This window comes from Micromonospora sp. AKA38 (assembly GCF_027925725.1).
GTDB lineage: Bacteria > Actinomycetota > Actinomycetes > Mycobacteriales > Micromonosporaceae > Micromonospora.
In genome coordinates this window covers 92,653-115,472 of the sequence record NZ_BNEI01000007.1, presented here as the reverse complement: position 1 = coordinate 115,472, position 22,820 = coordinate 92,653, and the positions used below count along the sequence as shown (strand labels likewise).

General features: G+C 75.0%; 19 protein-coding genes. 4 read left to right on the top strand and 15 right to left on the bottom strand.

The genetic code is table 11. From position 1 onward, the window contains the following. Positions 1–14: 14 nt before the first annotated feature. Both TPA0908_RS27700 and TPA0908_RS27695 read right to left on the bottom strand, forming a co-directional pair. Positions 15–2,441, bottom strand: a complete 2,427-nt coding sequence (locus TPA0908_RS27700) for a serine/threonine-protein kinase (RefSeq protein WP_281942952.1) — start codon at positions 2,439–2,441, stop codon at positions 15–17. A 40-nt stretch (positions 2,442–2,481) separates the two neighbouring features. Then, positions 2,482–3,480 carry a DNA primase gene (locus TPA0908_RS27695; RefSeq protein WP_281942950.1) on the bottom strand — a complete coding sequence of 333 codons (999 nt, stop codon included), beginning with the start codon at positions 3,478–3,480 and terminating at the stop codon, positions 2,482–2,484. Positions 3,481–3,596: 116 nt separating this feature from the next. Between TPA0908_RS27695 and TPA0908_RS27690 the strand changes: the two genes are divergently transcribed. Continuing rightward, positions 3,597–3,938, top strand: coding sequence for a PadR family transcriptional regulator (locus TPA0908_RS27690; protein ID WP_281942948.1), 342 nt, complete (start codon positions 3,597–3,599; stop codon positions 3,936–3,938). Between the two features lie 82 nt (positions 3,939–4,020). On the opposite strand, the gene TPA0908_RS27685 is transcribed toward TPA0908_RS27690, so the two are convergent. From TPA0908_RS27685 to deoC, 11 genes are all read right to left on the bottom strand, one after another. Next, a complete protein-coding gene (locus TPA0908_RS27685) occupies positions 4,021–4,704 on the bottom strand; it encodes a permease prefix domain 1-containing protein (RefSeq protein WP_281942946.1) in 684 nt (227 codons plus the stop codon). Between the two features lie 59 nt (positions 4,705–4,763). Further along, the gene (gene cydC, locus TPA0908_RS27680; RefSeq protein WP_281943791.1) at positions 4,764–6,548 is read right to left on the bottom strand and encodes a thiol reductant ABC exporter subunit CydC; all 1,785 of its coding nucleotides are present in this window, start codon (positions 6,546–6,548) and stop codon (positions 4,764–4,766) included. A gap of 59 nt (positions 6,549–6,607) precedes the next feature. Beyond that, the gene (locus TPA0908_RS27675; RefSeq protein ID WP_281942944.1) at positions 6,608–6,766 is read right to left on the bottom strand and encodes a hypothetical protein; all 159 of its coding nucleotides are present in this window, start codon (positions 6,764–6,766) and stop codon (positions 6,608–6,610) included. Then, positions 6,763–8,445 (bottom strand): thiol reductant ABC exporter subunit CydD, encoded by a 1,683-nt coding sequence (cydD, locus tag TPA0908_RS27670; protein WP_281942942.1) that lies wholly within the window; start codon positions 8,443–8,445, stop codon positions 6,763–6,765. Before cydD ends, TPA0908_RS27675 begins: the two co-directional genes overlap by 4 nt. Beyond that, positions 8,442–9,449: a cytochrome d ubiquinol oxidase subunit II gene (locus TPA0908_RS27665; RefSeq protein ID WP_281942940.1), complete on the bottom strand. Its 1,008-nt coding sequence runs from the start codon at positions 9,447–9,449 to the stop codon at positions 8,442–8,444. Before TPA0908_RS27665 ends, cydD begins: the two co-directional genes overlap by 4 nt. Positions 9,450–9,459: 10 nt before the next feature. Next, complete coding sequence (locus TPA0908_RS27660; RefSeq protein ID WP_281942938.1) at positions 9,460–10,707, bottom strand: cytochrome ubiquinol oxidase subunit I; 1,248 nt, start codon at positions 10,705–10,707, stop codon at positions 9,460–9,462. A 103-nt stretch (positions 10,708–10,810) separates the two neighbouring features. Then, on the bottom strand, positions 10,811–11,716 hold the full coding sequence (locus TPA0908_RS27655) for a M56 family metallopeptidase (protein ID WP_281942936.1): 906 nt from the start codon (positions 11,714–11,716) through the stop codon (positions 10,811–10,813). 9 nt (positions 11,717–11,725) lie between these two features. After that, entirely contained in the window at positions 11,726–12,142 is a 417-nt protein-coding gene (locus tag TPA0908_RS27650; RefSeq protein WP_107157189.1) for a BlaI/MecI/CopY family transcriptional regulator, read from the bottom strand. 94 nt (positions 12,143–12,236) lie between these two features. Then, positions 12,237–13,061 carry an aldehyde dehydrogenase family protein gene (locus TPA0908_RS27645; RefSeq protein WP_281942933.1) on the bottom strand — a complete coding sequence of 275 codons (825 nt, stop codon included), beginning with the start codon at positions 13,059–13,061 and terminating at the stop codon, positions 12,237–12,239. Further along, a complete protein-coding gene (locus tag TPA0908_RS27640) occupies positions 13,054–14,484 on the bottom strand; it encodes an aldehyde dehydrogenase family protein (RefSeq protein WP_281942931.1) in 1,431 nt (476 codons plus the stop codon). Before TPA0908_RS27640 ends, TPA0908_RS27645 begins: the two co-directional genes overlap by 8 nt. Positions 14,485–14,489: 5 nt before the next feature. Then, positions 14,490–15,449: a deoxyribose-phosphate aldolase gene (gene deoC / locus TPA0908_RS27635; RefSeq protein WP_281942929.1), complete on the bottom strand. Its 960-nt coding sequence runs from the start codon at positions 15,447–15,449 to the stop codon at positions 14,490–14,492. 122 nt (positions 15,450–15,571) lie between these two features. Between deoC and upp the strand changes: the two genes are divergently transcribed. Both upp and TPA0908_RS27625 read left to right on the top strand, forming a co-directional pair. Further along, a complete protein-coding gene (gene upp / locus TPA0908_RS27630; RefSeq protein WP_281942927.1) occupies positions 15,572–16,204 on the top strand; it encodes a uracil phosphoribosyltransferase in 633 nt (210 codons plus the stop codon). Between the two features lie 140 nt (positions 16,205–16,344). Further along, entirely contained in the window at positions 16,345–17,037 is a 693-nt protein-coding gene (locus TPA0908_RS27625) for a GOLPH3/VPS74 family protein (protein WP_281942925.1), read from the top strand. Between the two features lie 69 nt (positions 17,038–17,106). Here TPA0908_RS27625 and TPA0908_RS27620 read toward each other — a convergent pair whose 3' ends face one another. Together TPA0908_RS27620 and TPA0908_RS27615 are read right to left on the bottom strand one after the other, a co-directional pair. Continuing rightward, positions 17,107–18,771, bottom strand: coding sequence for a phospho-sugar mutase (locus TPA0908_RS27620; RefSeq protein ID WP_281942923.1), 1,665 nt, complete (start codon positions 18,769–18,771; stop codon positions 17,107–17,109). A gap of 49 nt (positions 18,772–18,820) precedes the next feature. Then, the gene (locus TPA0908_RS27615; RefSeq protein WP_281942921.1) at positions 18,821–20,836 is read right to left on the bottom strand and encodes a serine/threonine-protein kinase; all 2,016 of its coding nucleotides are present in this window, start codon (positions 20,834–20,836) and stop codon (positions 18,821–18,823) included. A gap of 202 nt (positions 20,837–21,038) precedes the next feature. Between TPA0908_RS27615 and TPA0908_RS27610 the strand changes: the two genes are divergently transcribed. After that, positions 21,039–22,622, top strand: a complete 1,584-nt coding sequence (locus tag TPA0908_RS27610; RefSeq protein ID WP_281942920.1) for an acyl-CoA mutase large subunit family protein — start codon at positions 21,039–21,041, stop codon at positions 22,620–22,622. The last annotated feature ends 198 nt before the right edge of the window (positions 22,623–22,820 follow it).

Here is a 22,820-nt window from a genome sequence, read left to right as displayed (position 1 = left end):
GTCGGCGGCCCGGCTCAGGACCGGTAGCCCGCGGAACGGAACTCGTACTCCCGCTCGTCGTCGCGGTCGCCGGTGTCCCGGCTGAAGTCCCAGCCGCCGGCCGCCTCCCGGCCGGGGCGACCGCCGACCGCGAAGCCGCCGATCTCCTGGCCGCGCCGCCACCCCCGGAAGTAGCCGGTGGTGTTCTCGGCGAGGCTGGCCGCGTTCCGGACGATCCGTAGTGGACGCTCCTCGCGCAGCGGGGAACCCGGCACCAGGTTGGCCTGGGGGACCCGCTTGGGCAGGCCGGCCTTGGTCTCCGCGCCGATCGACGGGCGGGCCGCCTGCTCGGCGGCCTGCCAGCCGGTGTCGGCGGTGGACGTCCACTCCAGGTCGGCCTCGTCGCCGTGCCCGACGAACCAGGCGGACTTGGCCTGCGCGAAGATCAGCAGGTCGCCGTCACCCTCGTCGGAGACCGGTGGCGGCCGGTGCTCCTTCGGCGCGGGACGCCGCTCCAGCGGGGCGGGCAGCTCGGCGCGGGGCGCCGGTCGACCGGCGTTGCCCCGGTCCACCAGCCGCAGCGGCGGCGTGTCCAACCCCGGGTCGGCCGGCCGCTCCGACTCGCCGCGCAGCGCCCGGTCGGCCAGCGGCGGTGGCTCCACCAGCCGCAGCATGGGCGGCTCCGGCGGCAGGTCGTCGGCGAGCCACGGCGGGGTGACGCGTCCCGGGTCGCTCGGCGCGTCCACGCTCCGCCCGTACGGGTAGGCGGGGGCCTCCCGCTCCCGGTCGGCCTGGTCGTCGCCGTTGTTGACGAGCGGCCAGTTGGCGCGGGAACCCGGCGGGGCGGGCGACGGCGCCGGCGGACGCGGGGACGGCACCGGAATGCTCAGGTCGGTGGCGCTGAACCCACCGGTCGGCGGCTCCGGGGCGGTGGTCTTGGGGCGCGGCGGGATGACGGTGCGCTGCCGCTCGGCCCGAGCCTTGTTGATCGCAGCGGTGGTCAGCGTCGGCCGGAACGGCTCGCCGGCCTCGGCCGGGGGCACCGAGCCACGCGAGGACGGGGGGATCGGCGTGATCCCGGGCGGCGGCGGGGGCGGCGCGGAGACCGGCCGGTTGGTCGGCCCGTCCACCCGCGACGGCAGGGGCGCGCCGGTGGGCTCGGGACGGCTCGGCGGCGCGGACGTCGGGCGGCCCAGCGACGCGGCCGGGGCGACGGGAGTGACCGGGGCGGGGGCGACCGGCGGCGGGGCGACCGGGGCGGGCGCCACCGGCGGCGGGCCGAGCGGGCGGGGCACGGTCGGGTTGGTCGGGCCGGAGACCGGTTCCGGGCGGCTGCGCCGGCCACCGGGGACCGGCTCGGGGCGGCTACGGCGACCCGCCGGCTCGGTGGCGTCGAGGTCCGGCTCGGGGCGGCTGCGCCGGCCGGCCTGCTCGGCGAGCGGCTCGGGCTGCGCCGGGCGGACCGGGCGCAGCCCCGCGGGCTGCGTCACGGCGAGTTCGTCGACCTGCTCGCCGCGGCGGGCGGCGGCCCGGCGACCGGTGGCCGGGATCGGCGTGGCGCGCTCGGCCAACGCGCCGACCAGCGCGTCGCAGCCGGCGTCGCAGGCGCGGACGGAGGCGACGGCCTGCCGGACCGTCTCGGCGACGGCGGCGGTGAGCGCCCGGTTGACGGTGGCCCGGCGGGGCGTCTCGGAGATGGCGACCCGGAGCGCGGTCACCGCCTCGGTGACGGTGTCGGCGTCGGCCAGGCCGTCGGCGGCCAGTTGCGCGGCGACCGCGTCGGCGGCGGCGCCGAGGTCACGGCCCCGCGCCGAGGTGCCGGTCAGCATGCTCGGCTCGGGCAGCGCGTCGAGGACCGCCAGCGCGACCGGCTCGGCGGGGTCGGGGTACGCGCGCAGCGCGGCCGGGTAGAGCTCGCGGAGCACCTCGCGCAGCGTCACCGCGGCCGAGTGTCGCCCGCTGGCCAGTGCCGCGTGGGCGGAGAGGACCTGCTTGTAGCCGGCCAGGTCACGGGGTGCCGGGAGCGTCACCGCGGAGAGCGCGCCGGCCTGGAGCGCCCGGGCCAGCCCGACCGCCCGGCGCTCGGCCGGCGGGGACTGCATCTCCTCCAGCGAGTCGTCGTCGGCGAACCGCTCGGCGAAGTCGTCGACCGAGTCGTCGTCAGCGATCGCCAACGGCCGGCCGGCGGCGCTGAGCAGCGAGGTGACGGTGTGGTCGTCGCTGTCCGCGGCGATGGCCACGCCGCTCGGCCCACCGGACCGCTCCACCAGCAGCGTGACCAGCCGGGCGTAGCCGGCGGGCTCGTCACCGATCTCACAGACGTGCAGCAGACGGCCTGCGTCGTCGACCACAGCGGACGTCAGCGTCGTTCCGGCCGAAGCCGTTCGGTCGGCCGGATCTGCCGAGGCCAGACCGCAGTACACGCGTACGAGCGCCACAGCGTCGTCCTCCTCCCGGGACACAGGTCTTGCTCTGCCAGAGACTGATGCTCCCCGCTCCGGGTCAGTCGCGCCAGTCCACGACGGCAGAGATCTTGCCGACAATGGTGCGCCAACCCAAACTTGCGGTTTGTGCCCCGATTTTCTTCAGCCGGCGACGACCCAGGAAACCACCGATCCCGCCGTTGGCGGAAGCACGCAGCGCCTCGTCCAGATCGTCCAGGCTGGAGCCGGCGGAGAGCATGTCCAGAACGGCCGGTAGCCGCAGGGCGTACGCCAGGTCACGGGCGACCTCGCCGGCCTCGATCAGCAGCGCCGGATCCCACGCGTCGTGCCCGCCGCGCAGGTTCTCCACCACCAGGTCGAGCTCGTAGGTGTCCTCGTCCAGCGGGGCCACGTCGGCCGGTTCGAGCCGTTCGGACAGTTCATTCCAGCTGTCCAGTTGAGAGAGGTCGTTGGGCGCACCGGAACGGATGAAGGTGACGAGCGACTCCGGCGTCTTGAAGAGCAGCAGCCGCCCCTTGTGGGTGAGGAAGACCGGCACCTCCTCGTCGCCCGCGGCGTCGTCGTCCTCGTCCGCCTCGTCGTCGGCGCCGGCCTCGTCGTCGCCGGGGACCGCCTCGTCGTCGGCGCCGTCGGCGTCCGCGTCGGCCTTGCCGCGGCGGCGCTTCCCGTCGGACTTCTCGTCCTCGTCGTCCTCCTCGGCGGAGAGGGCGGCGAACTCCTCGTCGAGGATCACCACCTCCTCGTCCTCCTCGGCCTCGACGACCTGGCGGCGGGCCAGGAAGGGGTCGTCCTGGTCGCGCTCGGCGACGTCGGTCGGGGTCAGCTCGCGCGCCGGCCGGTAGGCCCGCAGCGTGAAGCCGGTGCCGGCGGGCAGGGCGATCTCCACCGGGTCGATCCGCACCTCGTCCCAGAGTGCGCGGTCCGCCGCCGGGCGGTCGACCTCGACCTCGTCTGCTGCGGCCGAGGTGTCGGTGTCGTCGAGCTCGGGCTCGTCGGCGTCGGGCCGTTGGGGCGACTGGCGGGCCACGCTGACCTCCGTGTGCGTCTGGGTGCCCACCCGGCGGCGTCGCGCCGCCGAGTGACTCTGCGCACATACCCTAGTGGGCAACCGGTTCCGACCGGGAGCCGCACCCCGGTGGCGTCCCGAACGCCCGACAAGTAGGCTTTCTACGCATGAGGGCGCAGGCGCTGCACGGACACCTGGACGCACTGCTGCTGGCCGTGCTGGAACAGGGCGCGCAGCACGGCTACGCGATCATCGAGGCGTTGCGGGCCCGCAGCGGCGGCACGCTCGACCTGCCCACCGGCACCATCTATCCGGCGTTGCGCCGGCTGGAACGGGCCGGCCTGGTGGCCAGCACCTGGAGCACCGTCAACGGCCGGGAACGGCGCACCTACCAGCTCACCGACGCCGGCAGCCGGGCGCTGGCCGGGGAACGGGCCGGCTGGCGCGAGTTCAGCGCCACCGTGGGCCGCTTCCTCGGCCCGGCCGAGCCGCCCGCGACGCCCGCCTGAGCCGCCTCCCGCGACGCCGGCCTGAGCCGCCTCCCGCGACGCCGGCCGGTACCGCCCGCCCGCGACACCGGCCTGAGCCGCCTCACCGACGGGCGAACCGTGGGCCGCGCGCGCTGAGCAGCCACCAGCGGGCCGACCGGGCCAGCGAGAACCAGGCCGCCGACGCCACCACCGCTCCGATGATCATCGGCGGCCAGGTCAGCGCCGCGTCCCACAGCCGCACCGACCAGCCGAACAGGGCGCCGCCGGCGAGCGCGCCGACCAGCAGCCCACCGGTCAGCCCGAAGCCGACCGCGCGGGTCGACCGGACGAGCCCCGGCGAGTCCCGCCGGGCGGCGAGCGCGCCGAGCGCCAGCCCGGCCAGCGCCAGCCCGGCGATCGTCCCCCAGATGCCGTGTATCGACGAGGCGAGCAGCAGGTAGCCCGTCGGCGGTCGCGGGCCGGCGCTCCAGCTCGACCCGTGCCAGGTGAGGTCCCCGGCGGCGATCAGCACCGCGGCGACCGCGAGCGTGCGCAGCGCCAGCCCGCGCAGCGCGCCGGCGGCCAGCTCGGCCTGGAAGCCCGGCGCGAGCTGGCCGACGGTGCCGAACTCGGCCACCGCACGCCGCTCCGCCTCCGCCCGCGACAGACCGCCCTCCCGGTACGCCTCGACGGCGTCCTCCAGCGCGTGCCGCGCCTCGGTCAGCAGGTCGGCCTTGAGCCGGGTCGGCCCGTGCAGCCGCCCGGACAGCTCACGCAGCCGGCCCTCGACCGGTAGCTCCCACATGGTCACCAGCCTGCCACCCGGGGAACGCCGGCGCGTCCGGGAATTCCCCCATTGCGGGCTCAGGGGGCGAGCGCCAGATATCCGCGCTCGGCCGCCGCCTGGCGCAGCCACTGGTCGCGGTACCAGCCGGGGCGTGCCACCAACTCCTCGTGCCGGCCGCGCTGCACCACGCCGCCGTCCTCCAGCACCACGATCTCGTCCAGCCCGGCCAGGCCGCTGAGCCGGTGGCTGATCAGCAGCACCGAGTGCCCGGCCGGAGTGGCGGCCAGGGTGGCGGCGAGCACCGCGTCCGCCGCCGCCGGGTCGAGACCCTCGGTCGGCTCGTCCAGCACCAGCACCGGCGGGGCGGCCAGCAGCGCCCGGGCCAACGCCAACCGTTGCCGCTGCCCGCCGGAGAGCTGCCCGCCCTGCTCGCCGACCACGGTGTCCCAGCCCTCGGGCTGGTCGCGTACCCAGTCCAGCAGCCCGGCCGCCCGGGTGGCCCCGGCCAGGTCCGCGTCGCCGGCGTCCGGGCGGCCCAGCAGCAGGTTCTCCCGCACCGTGGCGTGGAAGACGTACGCCTCGGCGAGCAGGCCGCCGACGACCCGGGGGAGCTGACCGGCCGGGTGCTCCGCCACCGGTATGCCGCCGACGGTGACCCGGCCGGCGTCGGGGTGGACCGCGCCGGTGAGCACCGCGGCCAGCGTGCTCTTGCCGGCCCCGCTCGGGCCGACCACGGCCACCCGGCGGCCGGCCGGCAGGTCGAGGTCGAACCCGGCCAGCGCGGGCGCGGCACCGGCCCGGTAGCGGACCGTCACGCCCTCGAAGCGCACGTCGTGGCCGTCCGGCACCGGCACCGGCCCCGGGACGCCGGACGGGGCCGGCGCCGCGGGTTCGGTGAGCAGGTCGGCGACCCGGGCCAGGCCGGCCCGGAGCTGGGTCCGTTGCCGGGCGGCGGCGACCAGGGCGAGCGCCACCTCGACGGCGGCCAGCGTGCCCACCGCGAGCACGCCGACCAGCACTCCGCGCAGGTCGGCGCGCAGCGCCACGAGCACCACGGCGGCGGCGGTGAGGCCACCCACCAGCACGCCCGTCGCGTCCACCGCGAAGCCGACCGCGGCGAGCCGGCGTTCCAGCCGGGCCAGCCGGTCGGCCCGCCCGTTCGCGGCGGCCAGCGCGGCGTCGGCCGCCCCGAACGCGGCCAGGTCGGCGGCGCCGTGGGTGAGGTCGACCGCGTCCACCGCGAGCGCGCCCCGCAGCGGGGCCACCTCGTCGGCGGCCCGACGGGTGAGCCGGGTGGCCAGCGCGGGCAGCGCCACCCCGGCCACCAGCAGGCCGACCGCGAGCACGCCGGCGGCCGGCGGTGAGATCAGCGCGGCGCCACCGACGGCGAGCAGGCTGACCAGCGCCGCCGCCGCACCCGGCACCAGCACCCGCAGGAGCAGGTCCTGGGCCGCCTCGACGTCGGAGACCAGCCGGCTGAGCGCGTCCCCGGTGCGCCGGTCGGCGGCGTCGCGCCGGGCCGCGAGCGTGGCGAAGACCCGGGCCCGGACGTCGGTGATCATGCGGAGCACGGCGTCGTGGCCGGCGAGCCGTTCGGTGTAGCGGAACACGCCCCGGCCGACCGCGAGCGCCCGGACCGCGACGATGGCCACGGTGAGCCGGTCCAGCGGCGGCCGGCCGGCGGCGCTCATCAGCAGCCAGGTGGCGGTGGCCATCAGGGCCAACCCGGCGAACTCGGTGGCCGCGGCGAGCAGCCCGGCACCCAGCAGCCGGCCCAGGTACGGCCGGGCCAGGCGCAGCACGATCCGCTCGGCGTCACGACGGGCCGGCGCCGGCGGTTCCGGCGCGCCGGACGGCTCCACCGGGACCCCGGTCGGCCCGGCGGGCACCCGGCCCACCGGCGTGACGCTGTCGCCGGCGGTCACCGGGCCACCGCCGTGCGGGCGTCGCGCCCGGTCACCGTCGCGCGGGCGCGGCTGGTCACCGTCGTGCGGGCGCGGGCGGTCACCGTCGTGCGGGCGTGGCTGGTCACCGTCCTGCCGACGCGGTCGGCGGGTGCCGGGCGGGCGGGCGGCGTCATCGGGCCACCGCCGGGCCGGTGGTCGTGGGGCGCAGTTCGGTGACCCGGCCGTCCTCGACGCGCAGGACCCGGTCGGCGTCGGCCAGCAGCGCGGGCCGGTGCGCGACGAGCAGCGCGGTCCGCCCGGCGACCAGCCGGCGGGTGGCGTCCAGCACCACCGCCTCACTGGCGCTGTCCAGCCGGGCGGTCGGCTCGTCGAGCAGCACCAGCGGGGCGTCCCGCAGGAACGCGCGGGCCAGCGCGACGCGCTGCCGCTGCCCGCTGGACAGGCCGTGGCCGCGCTCGCCGAGCCGGGTGCCGAGCCCGTCGGGAAGCGCGCTGACCACCTCGTCCAGCGCGGCGTCGGTGACGGCGGCGGCCAGCGCGTCGTCCGGGGTGTCCGGCGCCCCGAGGCGGATGTTGTCGGCCAGGGAACCGGCGAACAGGTGCGCCCGCTGCGGCACCCAGGCCACCTCGCGGCGCCAGGCGTCCGGGTCGGCCCCGGCCAGGTCGGTCCCGTCGACGGTGACCCGGCCGGCGGTCGGCGCGACGAAGCCGAGCAGCAGGTTGAGCAGCGTGCTCTTGCCCGCGCCGCTGGGACCGATGATCGCCACCCGGTCGCCGGGCCGGATGGTCAGCGTGACGTCGCGCAGCGCGGTCGTCCGGTCGTACGCGACGGTCACGCCCTCGAAGCGGATCTCGCCGCGGCCGTCCGGCGCCGCGTCCCCGGCGGCGGCCGGGGCGGTCGGCGCGTCGGTCGCGGACAGCGTGAACGCCTCGTCCAGCGCGGCGAGCCCCTCCATGCTGGCGTGGAACCGGCTGCCGGCGGCCCGCAGCGGCAGGTACGCCTCCGGGGTGAGCAGCAGCACCAGCAGCGCGGTGGAGAGCGTGATCCCGCCGCCGAGCAGCCGGATGCCGACCGGCACCGCGACCAGCGCGACGGAGAGCGTGGCGACCAGCTCCAGCACCAACGCGGAGAGGAACGCGATCCGCAGCGTCCGCATGGTGGCCTCGCGGTGGCCGTCGGCCATCCGGCGCACCACGTCGACCTGGGCCCGGGCCCGGCCGAACGCGCGCAGCGTGGGCAGCCCGGCGACCATGTCGAGGAAGTGGCCGCCGAGCAGCGACAGTCGCCGCCACTGCCGTTCGGTGGCGGCCTGCGCCTGCCAGCCGAGCAGCGCGCCGAAGATCGGGATGAGCGGGATGGTGAGCGCGATGATCAGCGCCGAACTCCAGTCGGCGAACACGATGCGGGCCAGCACCGCCGCCGGCACGGTCACGCTGAGCACGAGCTGGGGGAGGTACCCGGTGAAGTAGGGGTCGAGCGCGTCCAGCCCGCGCCCGGCGAGCGTGGCGAGCTGCCCGGCCCGCCGTCCGGCGACCCAGGTGGGACCGTGCCGGCCGACCGCGCGGAGCAGGTCGGCCCGGAGCGCCGCCTTGACCGTCGCGGCGGCCCGCGCCGCCACCGTGCCCTGCGCCCAGCTCACCAGCGCCCGGGCCGCGACCGCGGCCAGGAAACCGGCGAGCGCCGGCCGGTGCAGCCGCCCGTCGATCGCGGTGGCCAGCAGCGTGGCCAGCGCGGTGGCCTGGGCGACCACCAGCAGCGCGGTCAGGCCGCCCAGCGCCGCGAGCACGGCGAGGTCGCGCCGGGCCGCGGGGACCCGGCGCAGCAGACGCGGATCGAACGGGCGGCGGTTCACCAGTACACCGGTGCCCTGCCGTCGATCCGTCCTCGGAACACCCACCAGCACATCGCCTGAAAGCCTAGTAGGGCCGGCAGGAGCGGCAGCACGAGCCAGCCCAGCAGCGCCAGCGTCGGGCGGCTGGCGGCGGCCTCGGCGACCGTCAGCGAGGCCGCCGGGTCACCGGTGGACACCAGGATCCGGGGCCAGAGCGCGGCCCCGACCAGCGGCGCCGGCAGCGCCAGCGCCGTCGCGGTCGCCGCGAACGCCACCCCGGCCCGGCCCCGGCGCAGCGCCGCGCGGGCCACCAGCAGCGCCGCCACCAGCGCCAACGGCAGGAGTACGGCGAGCGCCGGTCGCGCCACGGCGGCGCGTACCCGGTCGGAGAGCAGGCCCAGGGCGGTGGTCGCGGCGACCGCGGTGAGCGCGGCGGGCACCAGGCCGCGGGCCAGCCGGGCGAGTGCCGGGGCGTCGGCGGGCGGCAGCCGGAGCGTGAGGAACGTCGCACCGTGCACCGCGACCAGCGCGAGCAGCGTCAGCCCGGTGGCGGCCACGAACGGGGTCACCACATGGTCGACGCCGGCCACGTGCCCGTCGGCGGTCAGCGGCACGCCCTGGAGCAGCCCGCCGAGCAGCGCGCCCCAGCCCAGCGCGGCCAGGACGCCGCCGACCACCACGATCCGGTCCCAGCAGGCCCGGGTCGCCTCGCCGCCGGCCCGGCCGCGCAACTGCACGCCGGCGGTGACCAGCACCACCCCGGCCAGCGCACCGAGCACCACCGGGTAGAAGCCGGCGAGCAGCTCACCCTCCAGCGTGGGGAACGCGCCGAACAGGATGCCGACGGTGGCCACCAGCCAGACCTCGTTGCCGAGGAAGAACGGCCCGACCGCGGTGAGCGCGGCCCGACCGGTGCCCGCTCCGGCGCGCCGGGCCAGCAGCAGGCCGACGCCGTAGTCGTAGCCGCCGAGCACCAGGTAGGCGGCGAAGAAGAGGCCGAGCAGGGCGTACCAGGCGAGTTCCACGGTGGCTCCCTCAGGCGAACACGGGCTGGTGGTGGGCGTCGGTGTCGGGCGCCGGCGGGCGGCCCAGCGCGGGGTCGAGCGCGCCCCGGGCGGCGTGCCGGGCCAGCAGCGTCCAGTTGGTGACCGCGAGCGCGCCGAGCAGCAGGCCGAAGCCGATCAGCGAGGCGAGCATCAGTGCGGGCGACACCGGCGAGACGGCCCGCTCGGTGGGCAGCAGCCCGTACGCCACCCAGGGCTGGCGGCCCACCTCGCGGGCGATCCAGCCGAGCAGCACGGCCACGAAGGGCAGCGGCAGGCCGAGCAGGAGCAGCCAGAGCGGGAACCGCAGCCGGATGATCCAGTCGCGCCAGAGCAGCGGCAGCAGTAGCCAGACGCAGCCGAGCGCGAAGCCGATCAGGATCATGAAGCCGAGCCCGACGCTTGACAGCACCGGCGGCTCCCAGTCGCCCGGGCCGAACCGGGCGGTCCAGTCGGCGACCATCGCGTCCCGGTCCGGGCCGCCGCCGAACTTGGTGGGCTGAAGCTGACCGACCGGGCCGAACTGGGCGAAGCCGAAGCCCTGCAACGCGCTCACCGCGAGCGCCGCGGTGACCAGGCCGAGCCGTAGCGAGGTGCGGAACAGCAGGAAGTCCGGGGTACGCCGGAGCAGGTGCCACGCGCTGACGGCGGCCATCAGCAGCCCGCCGGTGACCAGGCTCGCGGACACCACGTGGCCGAACGCGAAGCCGAACGTGGGGTTGGTGACCAGCGCGCCGAAGTCGGTGAGGTGGGCCACGCCGTCGCGTACCTCGTAGCCGACCGGGTGCTGGAGCCAGGCGTTCGCCACCATGATCCAGAACGCCGAGGCGTACGCGGTCAGCGCGACGCCCCAGAGCAGCGCCAGGTGCACGCCGCGCCGCAGCCGGTGCCACCCGAAGATCCACATCCCGAGGAACGTGGACTCCAGGAAGAACGCGACGAGCGTCTCGATGGCCAGCGGCGCGCCGAACACGTTGCCCACGTAGCGCGACAGGCCGCTCCAGTTCAGCCCGAACTGGAACTCCATCACGATCCCGGTGGCGATGCCGAGCACGTAGTTGATCACGTAGAGCTGGCCCCAGAACCGGGTCAGCCGCTCGTAGACCGGCTTGCCGGTGAGGTAGCCGGCGGTCTGGAGGCCGACCAGCGGCGTGACCAGGCCGAGCGTGACCACCACGAACAGGAAGTGGATCGAGGTGGTGGTGGCGAACTGGAGGCGGGCGAGGAGCAGGGGGTCCATGGCGCGTTCTCCCACGGGTTGGCTCGCTTGTCATAGGCACCCTACACGTAGACTTTCTACCTATGCGGGCCCGGGAACCCGGAGCAACCCCGTAGGGGGCGGCTCAGCTCAGGAACAGGGAGACCGGCAGCGCGACGAGCGTGCCGGCGACGGCCAGCGCGGTGGCGCCGAGCACCCGGGGCGGGCGGTCCGCGACCAGCAGGCGCTGCACCCGTACGTCGAGGTCCCGGTCGCCGATGCCGAGCGTGCCGGCCGGCGTCACCCGGTGCCCGGCGGCGGCGAACCGACGCAGCGCACCGGCCAGCGGCTCGTCCGCGTGCTGCTCCCGGGCCTTGTCGTCGGCGCGCATCTCGACCAGCAACGCCACCCGTGCGTGCGCGTCGCGCACCCAGCGGAACCAGGGCAGCGCCCGGCACAACGCGGTGAACGGCAGCAGCACCAGGTCGTGCCGCTCCTGCGCGTGCGCCCGCTCGTGGGTGAGCACCGCCGCCAGCTCGGCCGGGTCCAACAGGTCGACGGTGCCGGCGCTCACCACCACCCGGGGACGCACCCCGGGCAGGCAGTACGCCGCCGCACTCGGATGGTCGAGCACCAGCGCGCCGGGCACCGTCGGGTCGCGCCGGGCCACCAGGCTCAGCAGCTCCCGGTGCCGGCGCTGGGCGCGGACCGCGCCGTGCACGGCGCGCACCGTGGTGGTGACCAGCACCGCGCCGATGCCGAAACCGACCCCCACCAGGCTGAGGTGCACCGCGCCCAGGCCGGCCGGCAGCGTGCCGTGGGCCAGGTCGTCACCGAGCGCCAGCAGCGCGCTCCCGGTTGGCCGGTCGTAGGCGGCCAGCCCGACCGCCATCGGCAGCCCCATGGCGGACAGCCCCAGCGCCAGCCCGACCGCCTGCCAGCAGACGATCGCCACCCGCGGCGCGCGCCACGTCCACCGCGCGGCGGCGAGGACCTGCGCGGTCAGCCAGCAGGCCAGGACGGTGGCGGCGAAGTGCACGGCGTACGCCACGGCAGCCGCCTACCGGTCCGTCGCCTCGTCGAGCGCCGGCCCGCCCGGTCGGGGGTCGGCCAGCCCGGCCTCGGCGCCGAGCGCGGCGCGGAGCACGTCCGCCTCCGTGCCGGTGACCGAGCGGGCGAAGCGCACCAACGCGGCGTCCCGGCTGCCGCCGAGATCGAGCGCGTCGAGCATGAGCTGGGCGATGTGCGCCTCGCGGGTGGCCGCCGGCCGGTACCGCCAGGCCCGCCCCTCCCGCTCGCGCTGGACCATGCCCTTGCCGGCGAGCCGGTCCAGCACCGTCATCACGGTGGTGTAGGCCAGCTCACGCCCGTCGAGGGCGTCGGCGACCTCGCGCACGGTCACCCCGTCCGACGTGGCGGGCACCGAGTCCCACAGCACGTCCATCACCGCACGCTCAAGGTCCCCCAGCCGAGTCACCCGCCAATCCTACCCCCCGTAGTAGACCCCACCCCACCCCCGCTCCTTGCGTGAAAGTGCGCGGATCTGGTGGGGGTGAGAGGGGGGAGGGGGGTCAGACGCCCTTGGGGTGCCAGACGGTCTTGGTCTCCAGGAGCGTGGTCATCCGGGTCAGGCCCGGGTCGGTGTGCCAGTCGTGGTCGGCCGGGGCCGGCCGGAGCACCCGCTTGAGGTTCTCCGCGGCCTTGACCTCCAGCTCCACCGCCAGCTCGGCGTCCGCCACACCGGTCAGGTCGATCGCGTTGACGTCCATGTGCGCGGCAAGCGTCGGCGCCGTCTCGGTGATCCGGCCGGTGAGGATGTTCACCACTCCGCCCGGCAGGTCGGAGGTGGCCAGCACCTCGGCCAGCGTGACCGCCGCCAGCGGCGCGGCCGGGGAGGCGGCCACCACCACCGTGTTGCCGGTGACGATCGCCGGGGCGATCACGCTCACCAGGCCGAGCAGCGCCGGCGTCTCCGGGGCCACCACGGCGACCACACCGGTCGGCTCCGGCGCGGACAGGTTGAAGTACGGGCCGGCCACCGGGTTCGCCCCGCCGTAGACCTGGGGGAGCTTGTCGGACCAGCCGGCGTACCAGACCCAGCGGTCGATCGCGGCGTCCACCTCGTCGGCCGGGACGCCGAGCGCCACGAACTGCTCGCGCCGGCCCTCCAGCATCTCGGCGACCCGGTAGAGGATCTGACCCCGGTTGTACGCGGTCGCCCCGGCCCAGCCCTTCACCGCGGCCCGGGCGGCGACCACCGCGTCCCGCGCGTCCTTGCGGGAGGCCAGCGACACGTTGGAGTCCTGCACGAGATACGACCGTCCCGACTCGCTGCGCGGGAACTTCCCGCCGATGAAGAGCTTGTACGTCTTGCGTACCGCGACCCGCTCAGACATTGAGGTACGCCTCCAGCCCCTGCCGGCCGCCCTCGCGACCGTAGCCCGACTCCTTGTAGCCGCCGAACGGTGAGGTCGGGTCGAACTTGTTGAACGTGTTGGCCCACACCACGCCGGCGCGCAGCCGGTCGGCCACCCACAGGATCCGGGAACCCTTGTCGGTCCAGATCCCGGCCGACAGCCCGTACGGCGTGTTGTTGGCCTTCTCCACCGCCTCCGCCGGGGTGCGGAACGTCAGCACGGACAGCACCGGGCCGAAGATCTCCTCGCGGGCGATCCGGTGCGCCTGGGTGACCCCGGTGAAGATGGTCGGCGCGAACCAGAACCCGCGGTCCGGCAGCTCGCACGGCGGCGACCAGCGCTCGGCCCCCTCGGCGGCGCCGACGTCGGACAGCTCGCGGATGCGCGCCAACTGCTCGGCCGAGTTGATCGCGCCGACGTCGGTGTTCTTGTCCAGCGGGTCACCGACCCGCAGCCGGGCCATCCGGCGCTTGAGCGACTCCAGCACCTGCTCGGCGACCGACTCCTGGACCAGCAGCCGGGACCCGGCGCAGCAGACGTGCCCCTGGTTGAAGAAGATGCCGTTGACGATCCCCTCGACCGCCTGGTCGACCGGGGCGTCGTCGAAGACGATGTTGGCGGCCTTGCCGCCCAGCTCCAGGGTGAGCTTCTTGCGGGTGCCGGCGACCGCGCGGGCGATGGCCTTGCCGACCTCGGTGGAGCCGGTGAACGCGACCTTGTCCACGCCCGGGTGCTCGACCAGCGCGCGGCCGGTGTCGCCGGCCCCGGTGACGATGTTGACCACGCCGGCCGGCAGGTCGGCCTGCTGGCAGATCTCGGCGAACAGCAGCGCGGTCAGCGGCGTGGTCTCGGCCGGCTTCAGCACCACCGTGTTGCCGGCGGCGAGCGCCGGGGCGATCTTCCAGGCCAGCATGAGCAGCGGGAAGTTCCACGGGATGACCTGCGCGGCCACGCCCAGCGGCTTCGGGTCCGAGCCGAAGCCGGCGTGCCCGAGCTTGTCCGCCCAGCCGGCGTAGTAGAAGAAGTGCGCGGCGACCAGCGGCAGGTCGACGTCGCGCGACTCCTTGATCGGCTTGCCGTTGTCAAGCGACTCCAGCACGGCCAGCTCGCGCGAGCGCTCCTGGATGATCCGGGCGATCCGGAACAGGTACTTCGCCCGGTCCCGGCCCGGCATCGGACCCCAGACCTGCTCGTACGCCGTCCGGGCGGCCCGGACCGCGCGGTCCACGTCCGCGCTGCCGGCCTCGGCGATCTCGGCCAGGACCTCCTCGGAGGCCGGGTTGATCGACTTGAAGCTGCCACCGTCGGCCGGGTCGACGAACTTTCCGTCGACGAAGAGCCCGTACGAGGGCCTGAGGTCGACCACCGAGCGTGACTCGGGGGCGGGTGCGTATTCGAACATCGCGGTCAGTCCAGGGTGAAGTAGTCGGGGCCGGCGTAGACGCCGGTCGTCAGCTTGGTGCGCTGCATCAGCAGGTCGTTGAGCAGGCTGGACGCGCCGAACCGGAACCAGTCCGGGTCGAGCCAGTCGGCGCCGACCGTCTCGTTGACCATGACCAGGTACTTGATCGCGTCCTTGGTGTTCTTGATGCCGCCGGCCGGCTTCACGCCGACCTGCCGCCCGGTGGCGGCGCGGAAGTCGCGGACCGCCTCCAGCATCACCAGCGTCACCGGCAGCGTGGCCGCGACCGGGACCTTGCCGGTGGAGGTCTTGATGAAGTCGCCGCCGGCCAGCATGGCGAGCCAGGAGGCACGCCGCACGTTGTCGTAGGTGGCCAGCTCGCCGGTCTCCAGGATCACCTTGAGGTGCGCGTCCCCGCACGCCTCCTTGGTGGCCACGATCTCGTCGTAGACCTCCTGGTAGCGCCCGGCCAGGAACGCGCCCCGGTTGATCACCATGTCGATCTCGTCCGCGCCGGCCTCGACGGCCGCCCGGACGTCGGCGAGCTTGATCTCCAACGGGGCCTGCCCGGACGGGAACGACGTCGCCACGCTGGCCAGGTGCACACCGCTGCCGCGCAGCACCTCGGCCACGTACGGGACCATCGCCGGGTAGACACAGACCGCGCCGACGTGCGGGCAGCTCGGGTCCGCCGGGTCGGGACGCAGCGCCTTGGCCGCCAGCGCCCGCACCTTGCCCGGGGTGTCGGCCCCTTCGAGGGTGGTCAGGTCGACCATCCGGATGGCCAGGTCGATCGCCTCGGCCTTGGCCGTGGTCTTGATGGAGCGGGTGCCGAGCTGGGCCGCCCGCTGCTCCGCGCCGACCTGGTCCACGCCCGGTAGGCCGTGCAGGAAGGTCCGCAGAGCGGTCTCGGATCGTCCCAGCTCGGAGAGGTCCGACCGGGCCGACGTCGCTGTCGCCGTCATGCCCCGAATAGTACGCACCCGCGAGTCGAGTGATCTTGGTCACACGGCGACCGGGTGAGTGGCGTCGCTGGTCCGCCCGCACCCGTCCTGCGCTACGTCGGTGACCGGTAGGTTGAGCGATCGTGGACGTAACCGTCATTGACCATCCGCTAGCCCAGACGCGGCTGACCGCCATGCGGGACGCCCGGACCGACTCCTCGTCGTTCCGGGCGGCGCTGCGCGAACTCACCACCATGCTGGTGTACGAGGCCGCACGCTCCTTCCCCGTCGAGAACTACTCGATCCAGACCCCGGTCACCGCCACCGAGGGCACCCGGCTGGCCAACCCGCCGCTGCTCGTGCCGGTGCTGCGGGCCGGGCTCGGCATGGCCGACGCCGCGCTGGCCCTGGTGCCCGAGTCGTCGATGGGCTTCGTGGGCCTGGCCCGCGACGAGGAGACGTACGAGCCGCGCGCCTACATGGAGTCGCTGCCCCGGGACCTCAGCGGCCGGCCGGTGCTGGTGCTCGACCCGATGCTGGCCACCGGCGGCTCGCTGGAGCACTGCTGCCGGCTGCTCGCCGACCGGGGCTGCACCGACATCACCGTGCTCTGCGTGCTGGCCGCCCCGGTCGGCATCGAGCGGCTGGAGCGGAGCGGCCTGCCGCTGCGCCTGGTCACCGCGTCCATCGACGAGGGCCTGAACGACAAGATGTTCATCGTCCCCGGCCTCGGCGACGCCGGCGACCGCCAGTTCGGCGGCATGCCCCGCTTCTGACGCCCGGGTTGTCGCTGATTCACGGAAAGAGGGCGCATTTCCCCCCGGAAAGGCCCGCTTTCCGTGAATCAGGCGACCCGAGGGACGCGACCCCGGCGAGTTGGTGCGCGGGGTGCGGGGAGGCGCTAGCGTTCCGGGCCATGACTGGTGTTGCGCTCGCCGAGGAGTTGCTCCTCCTCGCGTATGACGACGAATCCGGCAAGGCCGCCATGCCGCGGATCAGCCTGGACCTGGGCATGGCCGCGGCGGTGCTGGTCGAGCTGGCCCTGGCCGGCCGGATCGCGTACGCGGACGGGAACCTCGCGGTGGTCGACCCGGCGCCGACCGGCGAGCCGATCGCGGACGCGGTGCTCGCCAAGATGGCCGCGGACACCCCGCACACGCCGGCGTCCTGGGTACAGCGCCTACGGCACGGGCTGCGCGACAAGATCCTCGGCGACCTCTGCCAACGCGGCGTGGTCCGCGACGTCGACGAGACCGAGCTGGGCTTCATCCACGTGCACCGCTACCCGGTGGCGGACGCCTCGGTCGAGGCGGACATCCGACGGCGGCTGGCCGACGCGCTGACCAGCGGGCAGCTCCCGGACGAGCGGACCGCCGCGCTCGCCACGCTGGTCGCGGTGCTGCGGATGGAACCGGCGCTCGGGCTCACCGGCGCCGACGCGGACGACGCCGGCAAGCGGCTGGAGGAGATCGCGGCCGGCGCCGGCTTCTCCGGCACGGTGAGCCTGGACGACAGCGTGGTACGCCCCTCGGTCAGCCTGGTGATCGTCGCGCTGGGCCAGGCGGTCGACGCCGCCCTCGGCAAGCGTCAAGGAGGGGCCCCCTCCTAACGCCTCCGGTATAGCAGGGGCCCCCTCTCACCCTCAGGTGTCAAGAAGGGGCCCCTCCTTGCGTCGTGGTCAGAGGCCCAGCGCGGCGGCGATCTCGGTGCGCAGCTCGGTGACGGCCGCCCGGGCGCGGCTGCGGGCCGCCGGCACGTCGCCGTCGGTCACCGGCGCCACCACCTCCAGGTACGCCTTCAGCTTCGGTTCGGTGCCGGAGGGCCGGATGACCACCCGGGCGGCGTCGGTGCGCAGGATCACCACGTCCGCCTCGGGGAGCAGGTCGGACGCCTCGGCGACCGGCTGCCCGAGCAGCGACGTCGGGGTGGCCGCCCGGATCCGCGCCATCGAGTCCGCGATCACCCGCAGGTCCTCCACCCGCACCGAGAGCTGGTCGGTGTGGTGCACGCCGAACTCGGCCGCCAGCTCGTCCAGCCGGTCGGTGAGCGTCCGACCCTGGGCCTTCAGCCCGGCGGCCAGCTCGGCGACGGTCAGCGCGGCGGTGATGCCGTCCTTGTCCCGCACGTGCCCCGGCGCGACGCAGTAGCCCAACGCCTCCTCGTAGCCGTAGACCAGCGGCTCCCGGCCGCCGCCGGCCCGGACGATCCACTTGAACCCGGTCAGCGTCTCGTCGTAGGGCAGCCCGCGTGCCTCGGCCATCGCCCGCAGCAGCGTCGACGAGACGATGGTGGTGGCGTACAGGCCGGTCACGCCGCGCCGCATCAGGTGGTCGGCGAGCAGCGCGCCCACCTCGTCGCCGCGCAGCATCCGCCAGGACCCGGCATCGCGTACGGCCACCGCGCACCGGTCCGCGTCCGGGTCGTTGGCGATCGCCAGGTCGGCGCCGGTGCGGTCGGCGAGCGCGACCAGCAGGTCCACCGCGCCCGGCTCCTCCGGGTTGGGGAAGTTGACGGTCGGGAACGCCGGATCCGGTTCCGCCTGCTCGGGCACCACCCCGGGCACGCCGAAGCCGGCCCGCGCGAACGCGGCGGTCAGCACCGCCGCACCCACCCCGTGCAGCGGTGTGTACGCCACCCTCAGGTCGCGTGGACCGGCCGGGTCCACCACCGCGGCGGCCCGGTCCACGTACGCGGCGACCAGGTCGTCACCGAGCACCTGGCCGGCCGGGCCGAGCGGCACCCGGGCGAGCGGGCCGACCGCCCGGATCGCGGCCTCGATGCCGGCGTCGGCCGGCGGCACGATCTGCGCCCCCGCGCCCAACTCACCGCCGAGCTGCGCACCCAGGTACACCTTGTAGCCGTTGTCCTGCGGCGGGTTGTGGCTGGCGGTGACCATCACGCCGGCGACGGCGCCGAGCTGCCGGACCGCGAACGCCAGCACCGGCGTGGGCAGCGGGCGGGGCAGCAGCAGCGCCGGCCGGCCCGCGCCGGTGGCCACCTGGGCGGTGCGCTCGGCGAACGCGCGGGAGCCGCGCCGGGCGTCGTACCCGATCACCAGCGGGCCCTCGCCGCCCTGGGCGGCGAGCCAGCCGACCAGCCCGGCGGCGGCCTGGGTGACCACGGCGAGGTTCATCCCGTTGGGCCCGGCGCGCAGCGGGCCGCGCAGGCCGGCGGTGCCGAACGTCAGCGGGCCGGCGAACCGGTCGGCCAGCTCGGCGGCCGTGCCGGGCAGCCCGTCGAGGACGGCGCGCAGCTCGTCCCGGTCGGCCGGGTCGGGGTCGTCGGCGAGCCAGCGCTCGGCTGAAACGCGAAGGTCGTCAAGGTCAGTGGTGTCCGCCGCCATGGCCTCTTGATAGCACGGCGGCGGATCACCACTGGTCGTCGGCCTCGACTCAGTTGTCGGCCGTGAGCCGGAACGAACCGGCCATCGCGTCGAAGATCGGCTTGCTCTCGGCGAACCGCGCGTCGGTGGAGGAGAGGTAGAACGAGTAGACCTTGCCGTCGGAGACCAGGCCCCGCCAGACGCCGTGCCGCATGGCGTCACCCTCGCCGCAGGTGTATTCGACCTGGCCCGCGTTCTGGCCGGCGAGCGGCTGCTCGGAGACCGACACCTCGGTGTAGGGGGCCGGGCAGTTCTTGCTCTTGGCGCTGTTCTTCTTCAGGTTGCGTGAGGCGAACTCGGCCCAACTGATCGAGGTGCCGCCCCAGTCCTCCGCGATGACCCGCACCTTGCGGCCCTCGTCGTTCGGGTCGACGTAGTCGACGTAGAGGCCGCCGGTCTGCCGCTGCCAGCCCTTAGGCACCTGGATGGTGATGCCCTTGACGGTCTGCTCCTGCATCTCCGGCGCGGCGGCGGCCGAGTTCGACGGCAGCGTGCCCACGATCGGCGGCGGCGCGTCGTCACCGCCGCCGCTGGTCAGCGCGATCACGCTCACCAGCAGCACCACGGCCAGGCCGCCCGCGGCGGCGAGCTGGACCTTGCGGGGCCACGCCTTGACCTTGCCGAGCAGCCCCGGGGACGTGCCACCGCTCGCGGCCGGCGCGGTGGCCGGCGTGGTCCACGGCTGGCCGGTGCCCGGCACCGACCACTGCGCGCCGCCGCCGTACACCGGCTGGGTGGCGTCGGCGTTGCCGCCGTAGGTGGCCGGCGTGGCGGTGGGGACGTGCTGGGTGGCGTCCGTGCCCGCGCCCTGGTCGAACCGGACGGTGGCGTCCGGCGAGATGCGCTGGGTGGCCTCGGGCGCGTCCGGCCCGGACATCGCGCCGGTCGGCGTGTGCAGCGGGCCGGCGAGCGCGTCGGCGCTTGTCTCGTCGAGCGCCGCGGCGCCGGTAGCCGGCTTCGCGGCGGGGCGCTCCCCGCGCCGCAGCGCGGCGAGGCGGTCGGTGAGCGACTCGCTCGGGCCGATCATCGCCCGGCCGCCGATCTGCCCGCTGGGCTTCGGCTCCGGCGCGGCCGGCGGCGGCGTGGTCGGACGCGGCACCGGCACCACCGCGTACGGGTCGGTGACCGAGTTGACCGCGGTGGCGGTGCTGGTCAGCGGGCCGGCGAGCAGCTCGCGCAGCATGGCCCGGGCCCGGTGCACGTCGAGGCGGCGGGCCGGGTCCTTCTCGAGCAGGCCCATCAGCACGCCGGTGAGCGGGCCGCTGCGCTGCGGCGTGGCCGGTGGGTCCTCGACCACGGCGTGCATGGTCTCGATCGGGTCGCCCTTGTCGAACGGGGGCCGGCCCTCGACCGCGGTGTAGAGCGTCACGCCGAGCGAGAACAGGTCGCTGGGCGGGCCGAACTCCTGGCCCATGGCCCGCTCGGGGGAGATGAAGTGCGGCGAGCCGAGCACCATGCCGGGCGTGGTGAGCTGCACGTCGGTGGGCATCCGGGCGACGCCGAAGTCGGTCAGCACGCAACGCCCGTCGGAGCAGATCAGCACGTTGGCCGGCTTGACGTCGCGGTGCAGCACGCTGAGCGCGTGCGCCACCTCCAGCGCGCCGAGCAGCGCGATGCCGATCTTGGCGACCGCGCGCGGCGCGACCGGCCCGTCCTCGATCACCATGTCGGCCAGGCTGCGGGCGTCCAGCAGCTCCATCACGATCCACGGCCGGCCACCCTCGGTGACCACGTCGTAGACCTGCACCACGGCCGGGTGCTGGATCGCGGCGGCGGCGCGGGCCTCGCGCAGCGTCCGTTCGTAGAGCGCGTCGCGGTCGCTGGGGGCGAGCCCCGGCGGGAGGACGACCTCCTTGACCGCCACGTCGCGGCGCAGAAGTGTGTCTGTGGCCCGCCAGACCGTGCCCATGCCGCCGTTGCCCACCGGGGATCGCAGCGAGTAGCGACCACCGATGGTGGTGCCGGGCGCCGCGCGTCCAGTGGGAGGACTGGCCGGTCCGCCGCTCCACGTCGGAATCTGAGTCACAGAAAAGCCACCGGGGGATATCGAGGGGGCTGGGACACAACCCCTCTATCTTGCTGGTTCCGACGCCCGATGCGAAACCCGACGCGGCGGGCGTTTACCTACTCGACGGTATGTGGCCAGCTACTCACCTCCGGTGGGCCGCCGGTGCCGGTGTGCGGTATCCCTCACCCATCGGGCGGCGACCGCGTCCTACCATCCGGTAATGAGTGATGCGCGGTCAAGCGAGTCGGGTTTCCCGATCAAGGGCGTCTACACGGCGGCCGACCTTCCGGCGGACCTGGACGCCCGACTCGGTGAGCCGGGCGAGTACCCGTACACCCGCGGGGTCTACCCGACGATGTACACGTCCCGGCCGTGGACCATGCGGCAGTACGCCGGCTTCGGCACCGCCACCGAGAGCAACGCGCGCTACCACCAGCTCCTGCGGGCCGGCACCATGGGCCTGTCGGTCGCGTTCGACCTGCCCACCCAGATGGGGTACGACTCGGACGACCCGATCGCGCACGGCGAGGTGGGCAAGGTCGGTGTCGCCATCGACTCCATCGAGGACATGCGCACGCTGTTCGGCGGCATCCCGCTGGACAAGGTCTCCACCTCGATGACCATCAACGCCCCCGGCTCGGTGCTGCTGCTGCTCTACCAGCTCGTGGCGGAGGAGACCGGGGTGCCGGGCGGGGCGCTCAACGGCACCATCCAGAACGACATCCTCAAGGAGTACATCGCGCGGGGGACGTACATCTTCCCGCCGAAGCCCTCGCTGCGGCTGGTCGCCGACACCTTCGCCTACTGCCGGGCCGAGGTGCCGAAGTGGAACACCATCTCCATCTCCGGCTACCACATGGCCGAGGCCGGCGCGTCGCCCGCGCAGGAGATCGCGTTCACGCTGGCCAACGGCGTGGAGTACGTCCGGGCGGCGCTGGCGGCCGGGCTGGCCGTGGACGACTTCGCGCCCCGGCTGTCGTTCTTCTTCGTGGCCCGCACCACGCTGTTGGAGGAGGTCGCCAAGTTCCGCGCGGCCCGCCGCATCTGGGCCCGCCTGATGCGCGACGACTTCGGCGCGAAGAACCCGAAGTCGCTGATGCTGCGGTTCCACACCCAGACCGCCGGCGTGCAGCTCACCGCGCAGCAGCCGGAGGTCAACCTGGTCCGGGTGGCGGTGCAGGGCCTGGGCGCGGTGCTCGGCGGCACCCAGTCGCTGCACACGAACAGCTTCGACGAGGCGATCGCGCTGCCCACCGAGAAGGCGGCCCGGCTGGCGCTGCGGACCCAGCAGGTGCTGGCGTACGAGACGGATCTCACCGCCACCGTCGACCCGTTCGCCGGGTCGTACGTGATCGAGGCGATGACCGACGAGCTGGAGGCGGCGGCGGTCGAGCTGATGGACCGGGTGTTCGACCACGGCTCGGCGGTGGACGCCATCGAGGCCGGCTTCCAGAAGCGCGAGATCGAGCAGTCCGCGTACCGGATCGCCCAGGAGATCGACGCGGGCGAGCGGGTGGTGGTCGGGCTGAACCGGTTCCGGGTCGACGAGGAGGAGCCGTACGAGCCGCTGCGGGTGGACCCGTCGATCGAGGCGGCCCAGGCGGACCGGCTGGCCAGGCTGCGCGCCGAGCGGGACCCGGGAGCGGTCGAACGGGCGCTGGCCGAGCTGCGCGCCGCGGCCGAGGGTGACGCGAACGTGCTCTATCCGATGAAGGAGGCGCTGCGGGCCCGGGCCACGGTGGGCGAGGTCTGCGGGACGCTGCGCGACGTGTGGGGCATCCACCGGCCGAGTGACCGGTTCTGAGACGTCCCGACGGCGGCCCCGCCGGCACCCTCGGGTGCCCGGCGCGGGCCGCCGTTCGCATTCTCGCGGGTGTGCGATTTCGGAATGCGGGTAACCCGATCGGGTGAACGGGACGGACAGCATGTGCGGTCGGTGAGCGGACGGCCATGTCACCGTCGGGAGTCGCCCGGCAGCCGACGGTTGTCGGGCAATTGTCGG

What these genes read in the sequence shown, in the direction of transcription:
- TPA0908_RS27690 (WP_281942948.1), top strand. Translation starts at nt 3,597, where the DNA reads ATGAGGGCGCAGGCGCTGCACGGACACCTGGACGCACTGCTGCTGGCC.
- TPA0908_RS27685 (WP_281942946.1), bottom strand. Translation starts at nt 4,704, where the DNA reads ATGTGGGAGCTACCGGTCGAGGGCCGGCTGCGTGAGCTGTCCGGGCGG.
- TPA0908_RS27675 (WP_281942944.1), bottom strand. Translation starts at nt 6,766, where the DNA reads ATGACGCCGCCCGCCCGCCCGGCACCCGCCGACCGCGTCGGCAGGACG.
- TPA0908_RS27660 (WP_281942938.1), bottom strand. Translation starts at nt 10,707, where the DNA reads ATGGACCCCCTGCTCCTCGCCCGCCTCCAGTTCGCCACCACCACCTCG.
- TPA0908_RS27645 (WP_281942933.1), bottom strand. Translation starts at nt 13,061, where the DNA reads ATGTCTGAGCGGGTCGCGGTACGCAAGACGTACAAGCTCTTCATCGGC.
- TPA0908_RS27640 (WP_281942931.1), bottom strand. Translation starts at nt 14,484, where the DNA reads ATGTTCGAATACGCACCCGCCCCCGAGTCACGCTCGGTGGTCGACCTC.
- deoC (WP_281942929.1), bottom strand. Translation starts at nt 15,449, where the DNA reads ATGACGGCGACAGCGACGTCGGCCCGGTCGGACCTCTCCGAGCTGGGA.
- TPA0908_RS27625 (WP_281942925.1), top strand. Translation starts at nt 16,345, where the DNA reads ATGACTGGTGTTGCGCTCGCCGAGGAGTTGCTCCTCCTCGCGTATGAC.
- TPA0908_RS27620 (WP_281942923.1), bottom strand. Translation starts at nt 18,771, where the DNA reads ATGGCGGCGGACACCACTGACCTTGACGACCTTCGCGTTTCAGCCGAG.
- TPA0908_RS27610 (WP_281942920.1), top strand. Translation starts at nt 21,039, where the DNA reads ATGAGTGATGCGCGGTCAAGCGAGTCGGGTTTCCCGATCAAGGGCGTC.